General features: G+C 61.4%; 18 protein-coding genes and 1 pseudogene. 16 read left to right on the top strand and 3 right to left on the bottom strand.

All coding sequences use genetic code 11. The annotated features are described in order from the left end of the window. Positions 1–69: 69 nt before the first annotated feature. Positions 70–477 carry a PA2817 family protein gene (locus tag KGB29_RS17350; RefSeq protein ID WP_007972361.1) on the bottom strand — a complete coding sequence of 136 codons (408 nt, stop codon included), beginning with the start codon at positions 475–477 and terminating at the stop codon, positions 70–72. A 74-nt stretch (positions 478–551) separates the two neighbouring features. Beyond that, on the bottom strand, positions 552–2,999 hold the full coding sequence (locus KGB29_RS17345; protein WP_223543730.1) for an acyl-CoA dehydrogenase: 2,448 nt from the start codon (positions 2,997–2,999) through the stop codon (positions 552–554). 249 nt (positions 3,000–3,248) lie between these two features. Between KGB29_RS17345 and KGB29_RS17340 the strand changes: the two genes are divergently transcribed. The 4 genes from KGB29_RS17340 to KGB29_RS17325 all read left to right on the top strand — a co-directional run bounded on the left by KGB29_RS17340 (position 3,249) and on the right by KGB29_RS17325 (position 6,416). Further along, the gene (locus tag KGB29_RS17340; RefSeq protein ID WP_057713694.1) at positions 3,249–3,908 is read left to right on the top strand and encodes a transglutaminase-like domain-containing protein; all 660 of its coding nucleotides are present in this window, start codon (positions 3,249–3,251) and stop codon (positions 3,906–3,908) included. Positions 3,909–3,951: 43 nt separating this feature from the next. Continuing rightward, positions 3,952–4,575: a glutathione S-transferase family protein gene (locus KGB29_RS17335; RefSeq protein WP_223543731.1), complete on the top strand. Its 624-nt coding sequence runs from the start codon at positions 3,952–3,954 to the stop codon at positions 4,573–4,575. 132 nt (positions 4,576–4,707) lie between these two features. Further along, entirely contained in the window at positions 4,708–5,640 is a 933-nt protein-coding gene (locus KGB29_RS17330; RefSeq protein ID WP_057713696.1) for an ABC transporter ATP-binding protein, read from the top strand. After that, complete coding sequence (locus KGB29_RS17325) at positions 5,637–6,416, top strand: ABC transporter permease (protein WP_057713697.1); 780 nt, start codon at positions 5,637–5,639, stop codon at positions 6,414–6,416. The genes KGB29_RS17330 and KGB29_RS17325 overlap by 4 nt, the downstream gene beginning before the upstream one ends. Positions 6,417–6,568: 152 nt before the next feature. On the opposite strand, the gene KGB29_RS17320 is transcribed toward KGB29_RS17325, so the two are convergent. Next, entirely contained in the window at positions 6,569–7,084 is a 516-nt protein-coding gene (locus KGB29_RS17320; protein ID WP_057713698.1) for a DUF2062 domain-containing protein, read from the bottom strand. Between the two features lie 135 nt (positions 7,085–7,219). Here KGB29_RS17320 and KGB29_RS17315 point away from each other — a divergent pair. The 12 genes and pseudogenes from KGB29_RS17315 to KGB29_RS17260 all read left to right on the top strand — a co-directional run bounded on the left by KGB29_RS17315 (position 7,220) and on the right by KGB29_RS17260 (position 18,674). Beyond that, positions 7,220–9,454, top strand: a pseudogene (locus KGB29_RS17315) (DNA internalization-related competence protein ComEC/Rec2). 98 nt (positions 9,455–9,552) lie between these two features. Next, positions 9,553–10,188 (top strand): MotA/TolQ/ExbB proton channel family protein, encoded by a 636-nt coding sequence (locus KGB29_RS17310; protein ID WP_057713700.1) that lies wholly within the window; start codon positions 9,553–9,555, stop codon positions 10,186–10,188. After that, entirely contained in the window at positions 10,185–10,613 is a 429-nt protein-coding gene (locus tag KGB29_RS17305) for an ExbD/TolR family protein (protein WP_057713701.1), read from the top strand. Before KGB29_RS17310 ends, KGB29_RS17305 begins: the two co-directional genes overlap by 4 nt. Beyond that, a complete protein-coding gene (gene lpxK / locus KGB29_RS17300; RefSeq protein WP_223543732.1) occupies positions 10,613–11,623 on the top strand; it encodes a tetraacyldisaccharide 4'-kinase in 1,011 nt (336 codons plus the stop codon). Before KGB29_RS17305 ends, lpxK begins: the two co-directional genes overlap by 1 nt. A gap of 24 nt (positions 11,624–11,647) precedes the next feature. Beyond that, positions 11,648–11,833, top strand: coding sequence for a Trm112 family protein (locus tag KGB29_RS17295; protein ID WP_003179363.1), 186 nt, complete (start codon positions 11,648–11,650; stop codon positions 11,831–11,833). Further along, positions 11,830–12,594: a 3-deoxy-manno-octulosonate cytidylyltransferase gene (kdsB, locus tag KGB29_RS17290; RefSeq protein WP_090457217.1), complete on the top strand. Its 765-nt coding sequence runs from the start codon at positions 11,830–11,832 to the stop codon at positions 12,592–12,594. The genes KGB29_RS17295 and kdsB overlap by 4 nt, the downstream gene beginning before the upstream one ends. Next, positions 12,594–13,058 (top strand): low molecular weight protein-tyrosine-phosphatase, encoded by a 465-nt coding sequence (locus KGB29_RS17285; RefSeq protein ID WP_090457215.1) that lies wholly within the window; start codon positions 12,594–12,596, stop codon positions 13,056–13,058. Before kdsB ends, KGB29_RS17285 begins: the two co-directional genes overlap by 1 nt. Further along, entirely contained in the window at positions 13,055–14,074 is a 1,020-nt protein-coding gene (gene murB, locus KGB29_RS17280) for a UDP-N-acetylmuramate dehydrogenase (RefSeq protein WP_223543733.1), read from the top strand. Before KGB29_RS17285 ends, murB begins: the two co-directional genes overlap by 4 nt. Before the next feature lie 241 nt (positions 14,075–14,315). Next, positions 14,316–14,786, top strand: a complete 471-nt coding sequence (locus KGB29_RS17275) for a (2Fe-2S)-binding protein (RefSeq protein WP_015096391.1) — start codon at positions 14,316–14,318, stop codon at positions 14,784–14,786. Next, complete coding sequence (locus KGB29_RS17270; protein ID WP_223543734.1) at positions 14,783–17,104, top strand: xanthine dehydrogenase family protein molybdopterin-binding subunit; 2,322 nt, start codon at positions 14,783–14,785, stop codon at positions 17,102–17,104. Before KGB29_RS17275 ends, KGB29_RS17270 begins: the two co-directional genes overlap by 4 nt. Beyond that, positions 17,104–18,087: an XdhC family protein gene (locus KGB29_RS17265; protein WP_223543735.1), complete on the top strand. Its 984-nt coding sequence runs from the start codon at positions 17,104–17,106 to the stop codon at positions 18,085–18,087. Before KGB29_RS17270 ends, KGB29_RS17265 begins: the two co-directional genes overlap by 1 nt. Then, entirely contained in the window at positions 18,084–18,674 is a 591-nt protein-coding gene (locus tag KGB29_RS17260; protein WP_223543736.1) for an NTP transferase domain-containing protein, read from the top strand. Before KGB29_RS17265 ends, KGB29_RS17260 begins: the two co-directional genes overlap by 4 nt. The last annotated feature ends 86 nt before the right edge of the window (positions 18,675–18,760 follow it).

Genomic DNA, 18,760 nt, shown 5'->3' with positions numbered 1-18,760 from the left:
GGGTGCGCTGAAGGAAAAAAAAGGCCCGCATGCTCAAGCATGCGGGCCTTTGGCATCACTGATTGATGATCAGTGCTTGCTGTCCTGGTTCGACAGCGCCAGCAACTGCTTTTCCTGGTTCCAGTCGAAGGGCTCGTCGTTCTGTTCGGCTTCGAAGCGGCGCTCTTCCAGTGCCTGATACAGGTCGATTTCATCATCGGGCATGTAGTGCAGACAGTCGCCGGCGAAATACCACAGCAGGTCGCGCGGGACCAGGTGAGCGATTTGCGGGTAGCGAGTGATGACCTGGCACAGGATGTCCTGGCCCAGGTACTGGCTTTCGATCGGGTCGACAGGCAGTAACGCAAGCAGTTCGTCGAAGCGCTCAAGGAACAAGGCATGACTTTCGTCGGGAACCTGCTCGGCCTCACCTACGGCGACCAGGATGCTGCGCAGGTGGTCGAGTAAAACGAGATGATCGGCAACGATGTTGGACACGAGATAAGTCCTCAAGAGCAAAACGGGCGCGGGAGTATAAAGCGCCCGCGCCCGTTTTTACATGCTTGACGGGATCAGCGGACTTTTCCCTCGGCCAGTGCCAAGGCCTCTTGGTCAAAGTCATCGACATCGATCACCTTGCGCCGGGCCGCTTCGGCTTCTCGCAGGGTTTGGGCTTCCACCGGCTGCAATACACCAGCCTCGAGGGCGGCATCGATCACCGACTCGCCGGCCACCGGTTTGACCTGGCCACTCTTGAGTGCCATATGCAGTTTTTTCTGCAGCGACTGTGCGGCGCTCAACAGATTGCAGGCGTGTTGCAATGCACCGACCGGATCGTCGCTCGCTTGCGGGCGGTAGCACCCCAGGAGCACTTCCTCCAGTGCCGGGTCGCCCTTGGCGCGGCCGATCACCCCTGCGACTTCGGCGCCGAGTTTGTCCGATGGCCCTTTGTGCCGGCGCCCGAACGGGAACACGATCACTCGCAACAGACAGCCCACGACTTTGTTCGGGAAGTTGCTCAGCAGTTCATCCATCGCCCGTTCCGCCTGGCCCAGGCTTTCTTCCATGGCCCAGGTCAGCAGTGGTGTCATGTACTGCGGTGAGTCAAGGTCGTTGTAGCGCTTGAGCGCGGCGGACGCCAGGTAAAGGTTGCTCAATACGTCGCCTAGCCGTGCGGACAGGCGTTCGCGGCGTTTCAGTGCGCCGCCCAGCAACATCATGCTCAGGTCGGCGAGCAGGGCGAAAGCAGCGGCCTGACGGTTGAGTGCGCGGAAATAACCCTGGCTGAGTTTGTCGCCCGGGGTGTGCTCCAGATGCCCGAAACCGAGATTGAGCACCAGCGTACTGGCGGCGTTTCCCACGGCGAAACCGATGTGCTTGAGCAGCAGGTCATCGAATTCTCTGAGCGCCTGATCCTTGTCTTCACGGTCGGCGAGGGCCATTTCCTTGAGCACGAAGGGATGGCAGCGAATCGCGCCCTGGCCGAAGATCATCAGGTTGCGCGAGAGAATGTTCGCGCCTTCGACGGTGATGAAAATCGGCGCACCGTTCCATTTGCGGCCGAGGTAGTTGTTCGGCCCCATGATGATCGCCTTGCCGCCGTGCACATCCATGGCGTCGCTAATGCAGTCGCGGGCGCGTTCGGTCAGGTGGTACTTGAGAATTGCCGACAGCACCGACGGTTTCTCGCCCAGATCGACCGCATTGGCGGTCAGCATGCGGGCGGCGTCCATCATCCAGGCGTTGCCGCCAATGCGGGCCATGGCTTCCTGGATGCCTTCGAACGAGGCAATCGGCACATTGAACTGCTCGCGAACCTGAGCGTATTGGCCCGTTACCAGACTGGTGAACTTGGCCATGCCGGTGCCCACCGCCGGCAGGGAAATCGAACGCCCGACCGACAGGCAGTTCATCAGCATCATCCAGCCTTTGCCGAGCATCTCCTGGCCGCCGATGAGGAACTCCAGCGGGACGAACACGTCCTTGCCCGAGTTCGGGCCATTCATGAATGCCGCGCCCAATGGCAGATGCCGGCGGCCGATCTCGACACCGGCGATGTCGGTCGGAATCAGTGCCAGGCTGATGCCCAGGTCTTCCTTGTCACCCAGCAGGTGATCCGGATCGTAGGCCTTGAAGGCCAGGCCGAGGAGGGTGGCCACCGGACCGAGGGTGATGTAGCGTTTTTCCCAGTTCAGGCGCAGGCCGAGGACTTCCTGGCCCTCCCATTCACCTTTGCAGATCACTCCTGAGTCCGGCATGCCGCCGGCGTCGGAGCCGGCCAGCGGACCGGTCAGGGCAAAGCACGGGATGTCGTCGCCGCGCGCCAGGCGAGGCAGGTAATGATTGCGTTGTTCGTCGGTGCCGTAATGCAGCAACAGTTCGGCCGGGCCGAGGGAATTGGGGACCATCACGGTTGAGGCAAGGTCGCCGCTGTGGCTCGCCAGTTTCATCGCCACTTGCGAGTGGGCATAGGCGGAGAAGCCCTTGCCGCCAAACTCCTTGGGGATGATCAGGGCGAAAAAGCCGTTGTCCTTGATGAATGTCCAGGCTTGCGGCGGCAGGTCCATGGTTTGACCGAGCTGCCATTCACTGACCATGGCGCAGAGTGTTTCGGTCGGCCCGTCGATGAAGGCCTGTTCCTCTTCATTCAATTGCGCCTTGGGATAGGACAGCAGCTTGCTCCAGTCCGGACGGCCACTGAACAGTTCGCCGTCCCACCAGACCGTGCCAGCGTCGATGGCATCGCGTTCGGTTTGCGACATCGGCGGCAGGGTTTTCTGGAACCAGTTGAACATCGGCGCGCTGAACAATTTGCGGCGCAGGTCGGGCAGCAGCAAAGGCGCGGCGACGGCGGCGATCAACGCCCAGAAAACCAGCAGCAGCCAGCCCGGTGCGCGGCTGAAAGCGCCCATGGCCACGACATAGATGGCCACGATGACCAAGGCGGGCAGCGGGGCGATGCGGCGGTGGGCCAAATAAGCAATCCCGACCAGCAAAACCAGTATCCACAACAACAGCATATTCATTCCTCCGTGAAACCAGGGCGAACCAGCCCACAGAGCTTAGACGGCATCCGCGAAACAGGCTGGTTGGAGCGATGTGATTCGAGTCGTGGGAAACCCAGCATGATTTTCGTGCGACAAATGGGCCGCACACGTGGGAAATACGTTCATTGAGCGAGCGGCAAAGCGGCCATGTTTGGCCGAAACGTCGTTATCTCTGTGCTGAAGCTCTCGCTAGACTCGGGGCTTCCCCAGGAGATTATTTTCATGCGCGAGTATCTGAGTCCCGGCCGCTTCATCGATAGTGACCATCCGTCCGTGGTGGAGTTCGCCGAAAAGCACCGTGGCGCCAGTCGCGATCCGCTAGAGCAGGCGATCAGTCTCTATTACGCCGTGCGCGAAGCGGTGCGCTACAACCCGTACACGTTCAGTCGCGACCCGCAGACCCTGCGCGGCAGTTATGCGCTGGCGGCCGGGGAGAGTTACTGCGTGCCCAAGGCCACGTTGCTGGCAGGTGCAGCGCGGCATTGCGGGATTCCCGCGCGGATCGGCCTGGCGGATGTGCGCAATCATTTGTCGACGCCACGGCTGCTCGAATTGCTCAAGAGCGACATGTTCGCCATGCACGGCTACACCGAGTTTTACTTGCAGGATCGCTGGGTCAAGGCGACACCCGCGTTCAACCGCAAACTCTGCGACCTGTTCAATGTGGCGCCGCTGGAATTCGACGGGATCAACGACAGCGTTTTTCATCCCTTCAACCGCGATGGCGCGAAGCTGATGGAGTACCTGGTCGATCACGGCCAGTTCGCCGACGTACCTGAAGCGTTCTTTTTCGAACACCTGGAAAAGTGCTATCCGCACCTGTTCGGTGAGCAACAGCAACCACTATTGGGCGATATGCAGAGCGATTTGAGTCGCGCCTGATCCGGCGTATGCTGCCTGCCCACTTACCGAAAAAGAGGCGGTCATGCTGAAGATCTGGGGTCGGAAAAACTCGTCGAATGTCAGAAAACCATTGTGGGCCGCCGAAGAACTGGGACTGGCCTACGAGGCGATCGATGCCGGTGGCGCCTTTGGTGTCGTCGATACACCCGAATACCGCGCCATGAATCCCAATGGTCGCGTGCCTGTCATTGAAGACGACGGTTTTGTGTTGTGGGAGTCCAACGCCATCGTGCGTTACCTGATGGCCTTGCATGCCGGCGGCACGGCCTGGTACCCGAATAGTCCCAAGGCGCGGGCCACTGCCGACAAGTGGATGGACTGGACCACCTCAAGCTTTGCCGGCCCGTTCCGTACCGTGTTCTGGGGTGTGCTGCGTACCCCGGCAGACCAGCAGGACTGGCCCGCCATCAAGGCGGCGATCAAGGAGTGCGACACGCTGCTGGCAATGGCCGATCAGGCGTTGGCGAACAAGCCCTACCTGTCCGGAGACGAGATCGGCATGGGCGATATTCCCCTGGGCAGTTTCATTTATGCCTGGTTCGAGATGCCGATCGAACGTGCGCCACAACCGCATCTGCAGGCCTGGTATGGCCGGTTGAAACAGCGTCCGGCGTATCAAAAGGCGGTCATGACCGCGTTGACTTAATACTCACTATCGACACGCTTGACTGTACTTGTGTGGCGGCGACAAGCACCATTGTGCCACTCCGCTGCGGTTGTTTTGTTCGCCGCCGCCCATACTTATCCTTTTCTTCCCTTCTTGGTGCGTAAATCAGATATGAGTTCCGCTCTGTCCATCCGGCAGCTAACCAAAACCTACGGCAACGGTTTCCAGGCCCTGAGTGGTATCGATCTGGATGTCGCCGAAGGTGACTTTTTCGCCTTGCTCGGCCCGAACGGCGCCGGCAAGTCCACGACCATCGGCATTCTCTCGACCCTGGTGAACAAGACCAGCGGCACGGTGAACATCTTCGGTCACGACCTGGACAGGAATCCTGCGCAGCTCAAGCGCTCCATCGGCGTGGTGCCTCAGGAATTCAACTTCAACCAGTTCGAAAAGACCTTCGACATCGTCGTGACCCAGGCCGGCTACTACGGCATCCCGGCGAAAATCGCCAAGGAACGCGCCGAACAGTATCTGACCCAGCTCGGCCTGTGGGACAAGAAGGACGTGCCATCGCGCTCGCTGTCCGGTGGCATGAAGCGTCGCCTGATGATCGCCCGCGCGCTGGTTCATGAACCGCGTCTGCTGATCCTCGACGAGCCGACCGCCGGGGTGGATATCGAGCTGCGTCGCTCGATGTGGAGCTTCCTCACCGAGCTGAACCAGAAAGGCATCACCATCATCCTCACGACCCACTATCTGGAAGAGGCTGAGCAGCTGTGCCGCAACATCGGCATCATCGACCACGGCACCATCGTCGAGAACACCAGCATGCGGCAGTTGCTCAGCCAGTTGCATGTCGAAACCTTCCTGCTGGACCTCAAGGGCGACCTGCCAGCGGCGCCGCAGTTGCTCGGCTATCCGTCCCGGCTGATCGACAGCCACACCCTGGAAGTCCAGGTGGAAAAGTCCATGGGCATCACCGCGCTGTTCACCCAGTTGGCGCAGCAGAACATCGAAGTGCTGAGCCTGCGTAACAAAACCAATCGCCTCGAGGAGTTGTTCGTGTCCCTGGTGGAGAAAAATCTGTCGAAGGTGGCGGTATGAGTTCCGAGCTGCGCCCCAACCTCGTTGCCCTCAACACCATCGTTTACCGTGAAGTCCGGCGTTTCACCCGGATCTGGCCCCAGACCCTGCTGCCGCCGGCCATCACCATGGTCCTGTACTTCGTGATCTTCGGTAATCTGATCGGTCGGCAGATCGGCGACATGGGTGGCTTCACTTACATGGAGTACATCGTGCCGGGGCTGATCATGATGTCGGTGATCACCAACTCCTACGGCAACGTGGTGTCGAGTTTCTTCGGCAGCAAGTTCCAGCGGTCCATTGAAGAATTGATGGTCTCGCCGTTGTCGCCGCACACCATTCTGATTGGCTATACCTTGGGCGGCGTACTGCGTGGCCTGATGGTGGGGATCATCGTGACCCTGCTGTCGCTGTTCTTCACCCACTTGCAGGTGCATCACCTGGGCGTGACCATTCTGGTGGTGGTGCTGACCGCGACCATCTTCTCGTTGCTGGGCTTCATCAACGCCGTGTTTGCGCGCAACTTCGATGACATTTCGATCATCCCGACTTTCGTGCTGACGCCACTGACCTACCTGGGCGGGGTCTTCTACTCGATCACCTTGCTGCCACCGTTCTGGCAGACCGTGTCCTTGGCCAACCCGGTGCTGCACATGGTCAACGCGTTCCGCTACGGCATCCTTGGCGTATCGGATATCCGCATCAGCGTGGCCATCGCCTTCATGCTGGTTGCGACCGCGGTGCTGTATTTCGGTAGTGCAAGGTTGCTGGTCAGCGGGCGCGGGATGCGTACCTGAGAAATACCGAGTCGTCTGTTTCGCGAGCAAGCCCGCTCCCACACATGGATCCATGTAGCACTGAAGATCCCTGTGGGAGCGAGCTTGCTCGCGATGGCGTCAGCCCGGACACCGCAAAAAAACGGCCTCCCAAGTGGAGGCCGTTTGCATTCTCACATCCGGCTCTTCTTGCGCCGCTTCCACTGCCTGGCCACCCACCAGCGCCAATACATCATCACCAGGAAGTAGGCCAGTGCGCCGAGTACCAGCCCCGTTACCACTGAGCCCAACAGAAACGGTTGCCACAAGGTCGAGATTTCACCCGTGATCCATTCCCAGTTCAGTGAGTCCGGCAACTGCCGGGCGGGAACGTCCATCAGCCAGGCGCCGGTCTGGTACGTGCAAAAGAACACGGCAGGCATGGTGATCGGATTGGTCAGCCAGACCAGGCTCACGGCAATCGGCATGTTACCGCGCACGATGATGGCGAGGATTGCCGCCAGCAGCATCTGTAGCGGGATCGGCAGGAACGCGGCGAACAGCCCCACCGCCATGGCGCGGGCAACGGAGTGGCGGTTGAGGTGCCACAGGTTCGGGTCATGCAACAGCGTGCCGAGAAAGCGTAAGGACTTGTGTTCCCTGATGCTCATCGGGTCTGGCATGTAGCGTTTGAATAAGCGCCGGGGCATAAGGCTTCTCGGTCGGTCAGGGCGGCAAGTATGTCTGGATTCCATGAACTGCCTATTCAGATTTTGTGACAATTATTGACGGCGCCCATGCGACGAGCGGGCTAAGCCTTGAAGGGGACTTTCAAGGACGGGCTTATGCGCACAGGGATGATGGCGCTGGCGTTGGGTCTTTTGACCTTGCGTTTTTTACCGGCATTACCGCCGGTCTGGTTATGGCTGGCGATGCCGGTGACGGGGTTGATGTTGCTGCCGTTCAGGACTTATCCGGTGGCGTTTTACCTGTTCGGCCTGAGTTGGGCCTGCGCGAATGCGCAGTGGGCGCTGGATGACCGGTTACCGCCGGCGCTGGACGGAGAAACCCGTTGGGTCGAAGGGCGGGTCACTGGCTTGCCCCGGCATGACGACGGTGTCGTGCGTTTCGAGTTGACCGACATCCAGTCCCGACGTACCCGGCTGCCGCAGCAAATGCGTCTGGCCTGGTATGGCGGGCCGCCGGTGAACAGTGGCGAGCGCTGGCGCCTGGCAGTCAAGTTGAAGCGTCCGGTCGGGCTGCTCAATCCGCAGGCCTTCGACTACCAGGCCTGGTTGCTGGCACAACGCATCGGGGCGACCGGGACGATCAAGCAGGGCGAACGCCTTGCGCCAGCCCAGTGGGCCTGGCGCGATGCAATCCGTCAGCGTTTGCTGGCGGTGGATGCCCAAGGGCGAAACGGCGCGTTGACGGCGTTGGTGCTCGGGGACGGCGCCGGGTTGAGTCGCGAAGACTGGCAGGTATTGCAGGACACCGGCACGGTTCATCTGTTGGTGATTTCCGGGCAGCACATCGGATTGCTGGCGGGCGTCGTGTATCTGCTGATCGCCGGCCTGGCCCGCTTTGGGTTATGGCCGAACCGTCTGCCATGGTTGCCCTAGGCGTGTGGCCTGGCATTCGCCGCTGCGCTCGGCTACGGGATGCTGGCCGGTTTCGAGGTGCCGGTGCGACGGGCCTGCTTGATGATTGGTCTGGTGTTGTTGTGGCGTCTGCGGTTCCGTCATCTCGGTGCGTGGTGGCCACTGTTGTTGGCACTCAACGGCATTTTGCTGCTGGCGCCGCTGGCGAGTCTCCAGCCTGGTTTCTGGCTGTCTTTCGCGGCCGTGGCAGTCTTGATATTGACCTTCGGCGGACGTTTGGGGCCGTGGCGTTGGTGGCAGACCTGGACCCGTGCCCAGTGGCTGATTGCAATCGGGCTGTGCCCGTTGTTATTGGCACTGGGGTTGCCCATCAGTCTGAGCGGGCCGCTGGCCAATTTGTTTGCGGTGCCCTGGATCAGTCTGGTGGTATTGCCACCGGCGTTGCTCGGGACGCTGTTGCTGCCGGTGCCTTATGTGGGTGAGAAACTGCTGTGGTTGGCGGGCGGCCTGATCGACGGTTGGTTCAGCGGATTGGGGTTCGTCTCCGGTCAGGTTCCTGCGTGGGTGCCCGCGGCAGTCCCGCTATGGGCCTGGGCAATCGGTGCTATTGGCGCCTTTTTGCTCTTGCTGCCGCGAGGCTTGCCGATGCGCCCGTTAGGGTGGCCCATGCTGTTGATGCTGGTTTTTTCGCCCAGGCCGATGTTGCAGGAGGGCATGGCGGAAGTCTGGCAACTGGATGTCGGTCAAGGCCTGGCGATCCTGGTGCGCACTCGGCATCACACGTTGCTGTATGACGCCGGACCGCGTTTCGGAGAACTCGACCAGGGGGAACGGGTGGTGCTGCCGGCATTGCGCAAACTGGGGGTGAAGGGCATAGACCTGATGCTGATCAGCCACGCCCACGCCGATCATGCCGGCGGTGCCTCGGCGATTGCCAGGGGGTTGCCGGTGAAACAGGTGGTCAGTGGTGAACCGTCAGACTTGCCTGCGCAACTGCAGGCCGGGAGATGTGAGAGCGGTCGGCGATGGACCTGGGATGAAGTCGATTTCCAGCTTTGGCACTGGCCATTGGCCGGCGATAGCAACCAGAACTCTTGTATCTTGCTGATCGAGGCCAATGGCGAACGGCTGCTGTTGAGTGGCGACATCGATGCCGCCGCCGAGAGAGCCCTGCTGGACAGTCCGTTGGCCCGGCCCACCGATTGGCTGCAGGCGCCACACCACGGCAGTCGCAGCTCGTCGTCCAATGCCCTGTTGGATGTCCTGCAACCCAAAGGTGCGCTGATCTCCCGCGGGCAGGGCAATTCGTTTGGCCATCCGCATCCCACGGTCATCGCGCGTTATCAAAAACGTGGAATGGCGATCTACGACAGCGTCGAACAGGGTGCCATTCGTCTGCAACTGGGACGCTTCGAGCCGCCGTGGTCATTGCGCCAGGAACGGCGTTTCTGGCTCGATCCGCCGCCCTTGAACCCATAACCGAGCGTTATCAAAGCCCGACCGGATGCGACATCACGGTCTTCGGTGCGTCCACCCCCTATGTTAGAGTGGCGCACTTTTTCGAGGGGGCTGTCACTGTGTGGGAATTGGTCAAATCCGGCGGCTGGATGATGCTGCCGATCATTTTGAGTTCCATCGCGGCCATGGCGATCGTTGCCGAGCGTCTGTGGACCCTGCGGGCCAGCCGCGTGACCCCGGAGCACTTGCTCGGGCAGGTATGGGTCTGGATCAAGGACAAACAGCTCAATAAGGAAAAGCTCAAGGAACTGCGCGCCAATTCGCCTTTGGGCGAGATCCTGGCGGCCGGCCTGGCCAACTCCAAGCATGGCCGCGAGATCATGAAGGAGTGCATCGAAGAGGCCGCTCAACGGGTCATCCATGAGCTCGAACGCTACGTCAACGCCCTGGGCACCATTGCTGCCATGGCCCCGTTGCTGGGCTTGCTCGGTACCGTGCTGGGCATGATCGATATTTTCAGCGCGTTCACAGGCTCAGGCATGACCACCAACGCCTCGGTACTGGCCGGTGGTATTTCCAAGGCCCTGATCACCACGGCTGCCGGTTTGATGGTTGGTATCCCGGCGGTATTCTTCCATCGATTCCTGCAACGCCGGATCGATGAACTGGTGGTAGGGATGGAGCAGGAAGCGATCAAACTGGTCGAGGTAGTGCAGGGCGACCGCGATGTGGACCTGGCCGGGAGCAAAGCGTGAAATTCCGCCGCAAACCACGGGAAACGGTGGACATCAACCTCGCGTCGCTGATCGACGTGGTGTTCATCCTGCTGCTGTTTTTTGTTGTGACCACCACCTTCACCCGTGAAACCCAGCTGCGCGTCGATCTGCCGGAAGCGGTCAGCGGCGCGCCGGCCGACGATCAGAACAAGCCTCTGGACATCGCCATCAGTGCCGACGGCGTGTTCTCGGTGAACAACCAGATCCTGCCGAAAAGCGACCTGGCTTCGCTGATGGACGCGCTGCAAAAGGAAGCCAATGGCGACACCAACCGGCCACTGTCGATCAGCGCTGATGGCAAGACACAGCATCAGTCCGTCATCACCGCCATGGATGCGGCCGGCAAGCTCGGTTTCAGCCATTTGCGCATGACCACTGTCGAAGCGGCGCCCCCCGCGTCCTGATGGCCATGTCCGATCGATTGCTCGCCGCGTGGTACGCAGGTCATCCGGCCCTGAAACTGTTGCAGCCGCTGGAATGGCTGTACCGGCGCGTGGTCATGAACAAGCGCAAGCGCTTTCTGGCCGGAGAGGGCGAGATCTATCAGCCACCGGTGCCGCTGATCGTGGTCGGCAACATCACCGTGGGTGGCACCGGCAAGACACCGCTGATTCTGTGGATGATCGAGCACTGCCAGCGCAGCGGCCTGCGGGTCGGCGTGGTCAGCCGCGGCTACGGCGCCAAACCGCCGCAACTGCCATGGCGAGTCGAGGCCGAGCAAAGCTCCGACGTCGCCGGTGACGAGCCGTTGCTGATCGTCCAGCGCACGGGCGTCCCGCTGATGATCGACCCCAATCGCAGCAACGCCGTCAAAACCTTGTTGGCCAGTGAGCCGCTGGACCTGATCCTGTCCGACGACGGCATGCAGCACTACCGCATGGCCCGTGACCTGGAACTGGTGCTGATCGACGCCGCCCGTGGCCTGGGCAATCGCCGTTGCCTGCCTGCCGGGCCATTGCGTGAGCCGGTCGAGCGCCTGCAAAGCGTCGACGCGGTCCTCTACAACGGTGCCGTGGCCGACCGCGACGATGGATTTGCCTTCCTGTTGCAACCCACCGCGCTGGTCAACCTGCGCAGCGGCGAACGGCGTCCCCTCGACCACTTTGGCGCAGGCCAGGCCGTGCACGCGGTGGCCGGCATCGGCAATCCACAACGTTTCTTCAAGACCCTCGAAACGCTACACTGGCAGCCGGTTCCACATGCGTTTGCCGACCACGCCGAATACAGCGTGGAGGCGTTGAACTTCACGCCGTCATTGCCGTTGGTGATGACGGAAAAGGACGCGGTGAAATGCCGTGCCTTTGCCGCCGCCGACTGGTGGTACCTGGCGGTCGATGCTGTGCCGTCGCCGGCCTTCGTGGCCTGGTTCGACACGCAGTTGATGCGCCTGCTGCCGGCTCGTTTGTTGCCTTAACTCCGTTTTTTCCAGGGAATGCTCATGGACACCAAATTGCTCGATATCCTCGCTTGCCCGGTCTGCAAAGGCCCGCTCAAGCTCAGCGCCGACAAGACCGAGCTGATCAGCAAGGGCGCAGGCCTGGCCTACCCGATTCGCGACGGCATCCCGGTGATGCTCGAATCCGAAGCGCGCACCCTGACCACCGACGAGCGCCTGGATAAATGACCACAGCCTTTACCGTCGTCATTCCATCGCGTTACGCCTCCACACGCCTGCCCGGCAAGCCGCTGCTGCTGATCGCCGGCAAGCCGATGATCCAGCACGTCTGGGAACAGGCGAGTAAAAGCAGCGCCGAGCGGGTAGTGGTGGCCACCGACGACGCGCGCATCGTCGAGGCCTGCAATGGCTTTGGCGCCGAAGTGGTGTTGACCCGCGAAGATCACAACTCCGGCACCGATCGCCTGGCCGAAGTCGCGATGAAGCTGGGCCTGGCGCCCGACGCTATCGTGGTCAACGTCCAGGGCGACGAACCGCTGATCCCGCCGAACGTGATCGATCAGGTGGCCGCCAACCTGGCAGCCCACGCCGAAGCGCGCATGGCCACCCTGGCCGAGCCGATCGAAGACGTGGACACCCTGTTCAATCCCAACGTGGTCAAGGTCGTCAGCGACCTCAATGGCCTGGCGCTGACGTTCAGTCGTTCTACCTTGCCCTGGGCGCGGGATGCCTTCGCCGTGAACCGTGAGCAGTTGCCCGAAGGTGTGCCGTACCGCCGCCATATCGGCATTTATGCCTATCGCGCCGGATTCCTGCAGGATTTCGTCAGCTGGGGTCCATGCTGGCTGGAAAACACCGAGTGTCTGGAACAGCTGCGTGCGCTGTGGCACGGCGTACGAATTCACGTCGCCGATGCACTGATCGCGCCGCCACCCGGTGTCGACACCGTTGAAGACCTTGAGCGCGTTCGTCGCCTGCTGGAGGCGTGATGCGGGTTTTGTTTGTCTGCCTGGGCAACATCTGTCGCTCGCCCACGGCCGAAGGCGTGCTGCGGCATAAGCTGCGCGAGGCCGGCTTGGCCGATCAGGTCGAAGTCGCTTCCGCCGGCACCGGTGACTGGCATGTCGGCAAGGCGCCGGACAAGCGCAGTCAGGCCGCGGCGAAGCTGCGCGGTTATGACTTGTCCGCCCAGCGCGCCCGGCAAGTCAGTCGTGCCGATTTCGCCACCTACGACCTGATCCTGGCGATGGACAACAGCAACCTGCGCAACCTCAAGGCCTTGCAGCCGGCCAAGGGCAAGGCCGAATTGGACCTGTTCCTGCGTCGCTACCAGTCGCCAGTCGATGAAGTGCCGGACCCGTACTACGACGGCGAACAAGGCTTCGAGCAGGTGCTGGACCTGATCGAGCACGCCAGTGATTTGCTGGTGATCGAATTGAAGGGACGGTTATGAGTTTGCAGGTTCAATCACAGGTTTCGCTCAAGCCGTTCAACAGCTTTGGCGTGGATGTCCAGGCCCGGCTGTTTGCCCAGGCCCATAGCGACGCCGATGTGCGCGAAGCTCTGGCCTACGGGCTGGAGCACAAGGTCCCGGTGCTGGTGATCGGCGGCGGCAGCAACCTGTTGCTGACGGCGGATATCGAATCACTGGTTCTGCGCATGGCCACGCGCGGGATTCGCGTGCTGAGCGATGAGGGCGGCAAAGTGGTGATCGAGGCCGAGGCAGGCGAGCCCTGGCATCCATTTGTGCAACACACACTGTCCCTGGGGCTGTCCGGCCTGGAAAATCTCAGCCTGATTCCCGGCACTGTCGGTGCGGCACCGATGCAGAACATCGGCGCTTATGGCGTCGAGATCAAGGACGTCTTCGCCGGCCTGACCGCCCTCGATCGCCAGACCGGCGAACTGCGCGACTTTACCCTGCAAGAGTGCAACTTCGCCTACCGCGACAGCCTGTTCAAGCAGGAGCCGGGGCGTTGGTTGATCCTGCGTGTGCGTTTCGCCCTCGACCGCGCCGCGCATCTGCACCTGGAGTACGGCCCGGTGCGCCAGCGCCTGACCGAACAAGGCATCGAGCATCCGACCGCCAGCGATGTCAGCCAGGCCATTTGCAGCATCCGCAACGAAAAACTCCCGGACCCGGCCGTACTCGGCAATGCCGGCAGCTTTTTCAAGAACCCTTTGGTGTCGTCGGCGCTGGCTGCACGGCTCAAGGGCGAATACCCGGACCTGGTGGCCTATGCGCAACCCGACGGGCAGATGAAACTGGCCGCCGGTTGGCTGATCGAGCGGGCAGGGTGGAAAGGTTTCCGTGAAGCCGATGCTGGCGTGCATAAATTGCAGGCGCTGGTGCTGGTCAACTATGGAGCCGCGACGGGCCTGCAACTGCTGAACCTGGCGCAGCGCATCCAGAAAGACATTCTCGAGCGTTTCCATGTCGATCTGGAAATGGAGCCGAACCGGTATTGAGCTAAGCTTTCAAGACGGATCAAAAAGCCCTGCACAATGTTTATTGTGCAGGGCTTTTTTGTTAATGCTCGGTTAACTTAGTTAGCTAACGATGCACACTCTTGCTCCACCAAAGGCCCGGTGCAGACCGTTTGCGTCCGCATAAGAGAGCCCATTAGCCTGAGTCGATCTGCGTGCGACCCACCGAGATCCAGCGGCAGATTGCTCGACCCCATAACTCAAGACCTATGCGGGCGTGCCCATGATTACCCTGAAACTCAATGGTCAAGACCATCAACTCGACGTCACCGAGGACATGCCGCTGCTCTGGGCGATCCGCGACGTGGCCGGTTACAACGGCACCAAATTCGGCTGCGGCATGGGCCTGTGCGGCGCCTGTACCATTCATATTGAAGGGGCTCCGGCACGCAGTTGCATTACGCCCATCGGTTCAGTCGTCGGGCAGAATGTCAGCACCATCGACAACCTGCACGCCGACCCGATCGGCAAAGTCGTGCAGCAAGCCTGGCTCGACACGGCAGTGGCTCAATGCGGCTTCTGCCAGGGCGGGCAAATCATGTCGGCGACGGCACTGCTCAAGACCCATCCGAACCCGAGCGACGAGCAGATCGAAGAAGCCATGGTCGGCAACATCTGTCGCTGCGGCACCTATAACCGTATCAAGACCGCGATCCGTCAGGCTTCCACTCACCTGAAGGAGGCCAAGGCATGAGCCGGTTACCGAATGATTTCGCCCTGAGCAACCTCAGTCGCCGTGGTTTTCTCAAGGGCGTGGGGGCGACCGGTGCGCTGGTGGTCGCCGCGAGTTGGGGCTGGCAAGACGCGTTTGCCGAAGAGAAAGAGAAGAAGTTCGGCGCCGACGGTATGCCCCACGGTTGGGTCGACGATCCGAAAGTCTATGTGAGTATCGCCGCCGATGGCACGGTGACCGTTATCTGCAACCGCTCGGAGATGGGCCAGGGCGTGCGCACCAGCTTGACCATGGTGGTGGCCGATGAACTGGAAGCCGACTGGGCGATGGTCAAGGTACAGCAGGCCCCCGGCGATGAAGTGCGCTTCGGCAACCAGGACACCGACGGCTCGCGCAGCATGCGTCACTGGTACGAGCCGATGCGTCGCTGCGGTGCCGCCGCACGCGCGATGCTGGAACAAGCCGCCGCTGACCAATGGAAAGTGTCAGTCGGCGAGTGCCAGGCCCAACTTCATAAAGTCATTCATAAACCGTCGGGCCGCGAACTGGGCTATGGCGTGCTGGCCGCCGCCGCTGGCGCGTTGGCCGTGCCTGCGCGAGAAAACCTGAGACTCAAGCAACCTTCGGAATTTCGATATATCGGTAAGGAAGGCACCAAGGCCATCGACGGTGAGGACATCGTCAATGGTCGTGCGGTGTACGGCGCCGACGTGCATTTCGACGGCATGCTGTACGCGACCATCGCGCGGCCCACGGTGTATGGCGGCAAGGTCAAAAGCTTCGATGGCAGCGCGGCGATGAAAGTCCCAGGCGTGGTCAAAGTGGTACAGATCGAAAGCCGTCCGTTGCCTTCGGAGTTCCAACCCCTGGGCGGCATCGCCGTGGTGGCGAGCAATACATGGGCGGCGATCAAGGGCCGTGAGGCACTGAAAATCGAATGGGACGACGGCCCCAACGCCAGCTACGACTCGATTGCCTATCGCAAGGAACTCGAAGCCGCCTCGCTCAAGCCCGGCAAGGTGGTGCGCAATACCGGCAACCTCGATGAGGCCATGGCCAGCGCCGATAGCACGCTGGAAGCCTCCTACTACTTGCCGCATTTGTCACAGTCGCCGATGGAACCGATGGTCGCCATTGCGCGGTTCAAGGACGGTGCGTGCCAAGCCTGGGGGCCAAGCCAGGCGCCGCAGGTCACCCGGGAACGGATCGGTGAGCGCCTGGGCCTGCCGTTCGACAAGGTCACGTTCAACGTGACCCTGCTCGGGGGCGGGTTCGGACGCAAGTCCAAGCCTGACTTCATCATCGAGGCCGCCATCCTCGCCAAGGAATTCCCCGGCAAAGCGGTGCGGGTGCAATGGACCCGCGAAGACGACATCCACTGTTCCTATTTTCACACCGTGTCGGCCGAATACCTCAAGGCCAGCCTGAACAAGGATGGCCTGCCATCCGGCTGGTTGCACCGTACGGTGGCGCCGAGCATCACCGCGTTGTTTGCGCCGGGCATGAACCATGAGGCGGCGTTCGAACTGGGCATGGGGTTCACCAACATGGCGTATGCGATCCCCAACATTCGCCTGGAAAACCCCGAGGCAATGGTGCATACCCGGGTAGGTTGGTATCGCTCGGTGTCGAACATTCCCCATGGTTTCGCGATCCAGAGTTTTATCGATGAACTGGCGCACAAGGCCGGGCAGGATCCGCTGAAGTACCAGATCAGATTGCTCGGCCCGGACCGTCAGATCGATCCGCGTACCTTGAGTGAAGAGTGGAACTACGGCGAATCCCCCGAGCGTTATCCGATCGACACCGCGCGCCTGCGCACGGTACTGGAGACCGCCGCCAAAGCCGCCGGTTGGGGGCGTGAGTTGCCCAAGGGACGCGGCCTGGGCCTGGCAGTGCATTACAGCTTCGTGACCTATGTGGCGGCGGTGATCGAGGTGGAGGTCAAGGACGACGGTACGCTGGTGGTGCACAAGGCTGACATCGCCGTCGATTGCGGGCCGCAGATCAACCCCGAGCGGATTCGCGCGCAATTCGAAGGCGCCTGCGTCATGGGCCTGGGTAATGCAGTGCTGGGGGAAATCAGCTTCAAGGACGGCAAGGTCCAGCAGGATAACTTCCATATGTACGAAGTGGCGCGCATGTCCCTGGCACCGAAAGAAGTGGCGGTGCATCTGGTGACACCGCCGGGCAATGTCCCGTTGGGTGGTGTGGGTGAACCGGGCGTGCCACCGATTGCGCCAGCACTGTGCAACGCGATCTTCGCCGCCACCGGCAAACGCATCCGCAATCTGCCGGTTCGTTATCAGCTGTCGGGTTGGCAGAAGGCCGGCGCCTGATGGACAGCGCCGATCTGAACGTCCTGCGCAGCGTGTTGCAATGGCATCGCGCCGGTCAGCGGGTGGTGTTGTACAGCGTGGTCGAAACCTGGGGCACTGCGCCCCGGGCACCCGGCGCCATGCTGGCCTTGCGCGAAGACGGCATGGTGATTGGTTCGGTCTCGGGCGGGTGTGTCGAAGATGACTTGATTGCCCGGTTGCACGACGGACGCCTCGCACTTGACGGGCCGCCGGTGCAATTGATCACCTACGGCGTGACCCGCGAGGAAGCCGCACGTTTCGGCTTGCCCTGTGGTGGCACCTTGCGCTTGACCGAGGAACGTATCGACGATGGGGATTGGGTCGAGCAATTGCTCGCCCGTTGCGAGGCCCATGAAATCGTTGCGCGTGAACTGAACCTGACCACCGGCGAAGTACTTTTGCAGTCGGCCAGTAAAACTGACGTGTTGACGTTCGATGGACAGACCTTGCGGGTGATCCATGGCCCGCGCTGGCGCTTGCTGCTGATCGGCGCGGGGCAGCTGTCGCGCTATGTGGCGGAAATGGCCCGGCTGCTGGATTTTGAGGTGCTGATTTGCGACCCGCGTAGCGAGTTCGTCTACGGCTGGGAGGAACAGCACGGACGATTCGTTTCGGGCATGCCGGATGAGGCGGTATTGAATATCCAGACCGATGAACGCACGGCTATCGTGGCCTTGACCCATGATCCGCGTCTGGATGACATGGCGCTGCTCACGGCCCTGGATTCCAGGGCTTTTTACGTCGGAGCGCTGGGATCGCGGGTCAACAGCCAGAAGCGCCGGGAAAACCTGGCTCAACTGGGGTTGTCGCAATCGGCGATTGACCGCTTGCATGGTCCGATCGGTTTGCACATCGGCAGTCATAATCCAGCGGAAATTGCCTTGTCGCTCATGGCGGAAATCGTGGCGGTCAAAAACGGCATCGAACTGAAGCAGAAGAAAGCCCTGCGGGAGAGCGTATGAGCAAATCCATCGGCGTTATCGTGTTGGCAGCGGGGCAGGGCAGCCGGTTTCGTCAGGTGGCGGGTGCCGAAAAGGATAAATTGGTGGCCGATTGCACCGGGCGTGACGGCGTGGTGCGGTCCGTCATCGAGCACACATTGGTCAACCTGCCGGCGAGGCTGGACAAGCGCGTACTGGTGACCACTGCTGACCGCCCGCAAGTGATTCGCATGGCTCAGGCCTATGGCTGCGAGATTGTGCTGATCGAATCGACGGGAATGGGCGACAGCATTGCCGCGGGAGTCGCTACCTGCAAGCAACTCGATGGCTGGCTGATGGTGCTGGGGGATATGCCGTTCATCCTGCCATCGAGTATCGAGCAAGTGGTGGCGGGGATTGGCGATGACAGTATCAGCGTGCCCGTGCAGGACGGCGGGTACGGGCATCCGGTCGGGTTCGGACGGGACTTCGCGGCGGGGTTGATGGCGTTATCGGGGGATCGCGGCGCCAAGCCGCTGTTCGCCCAAGGGCGGGTGGTTGAAGTGAGCGTGGATGATCCTGGTGTGGTGTGGGATGTGGATGTGCCGCAGGCATTGATCTTCAAGTAGTTCCAGAGGGGGGCCCTGTGGGAGCGGGCTTGCTCGCGAAGGCGGCCTGGCAGTCAACTGAGGTGTTGGATGATCCACCGCCTTCG

Source organism: Pseudomonas sp. BF-B-30 (assembly GCF_019956305.1).
GTDB classification, from domain to species: domain Bacteria; phylum Pseudomonadota; class Gammaproteobacteria; order Pseudomonadales; family Pseudomonadaceae; genus Aquipseudomonas; species Aquipseudomonas jessenii.
This window is presented reverse-complemented; position numbering and strand designations above follow the sequence as displayed.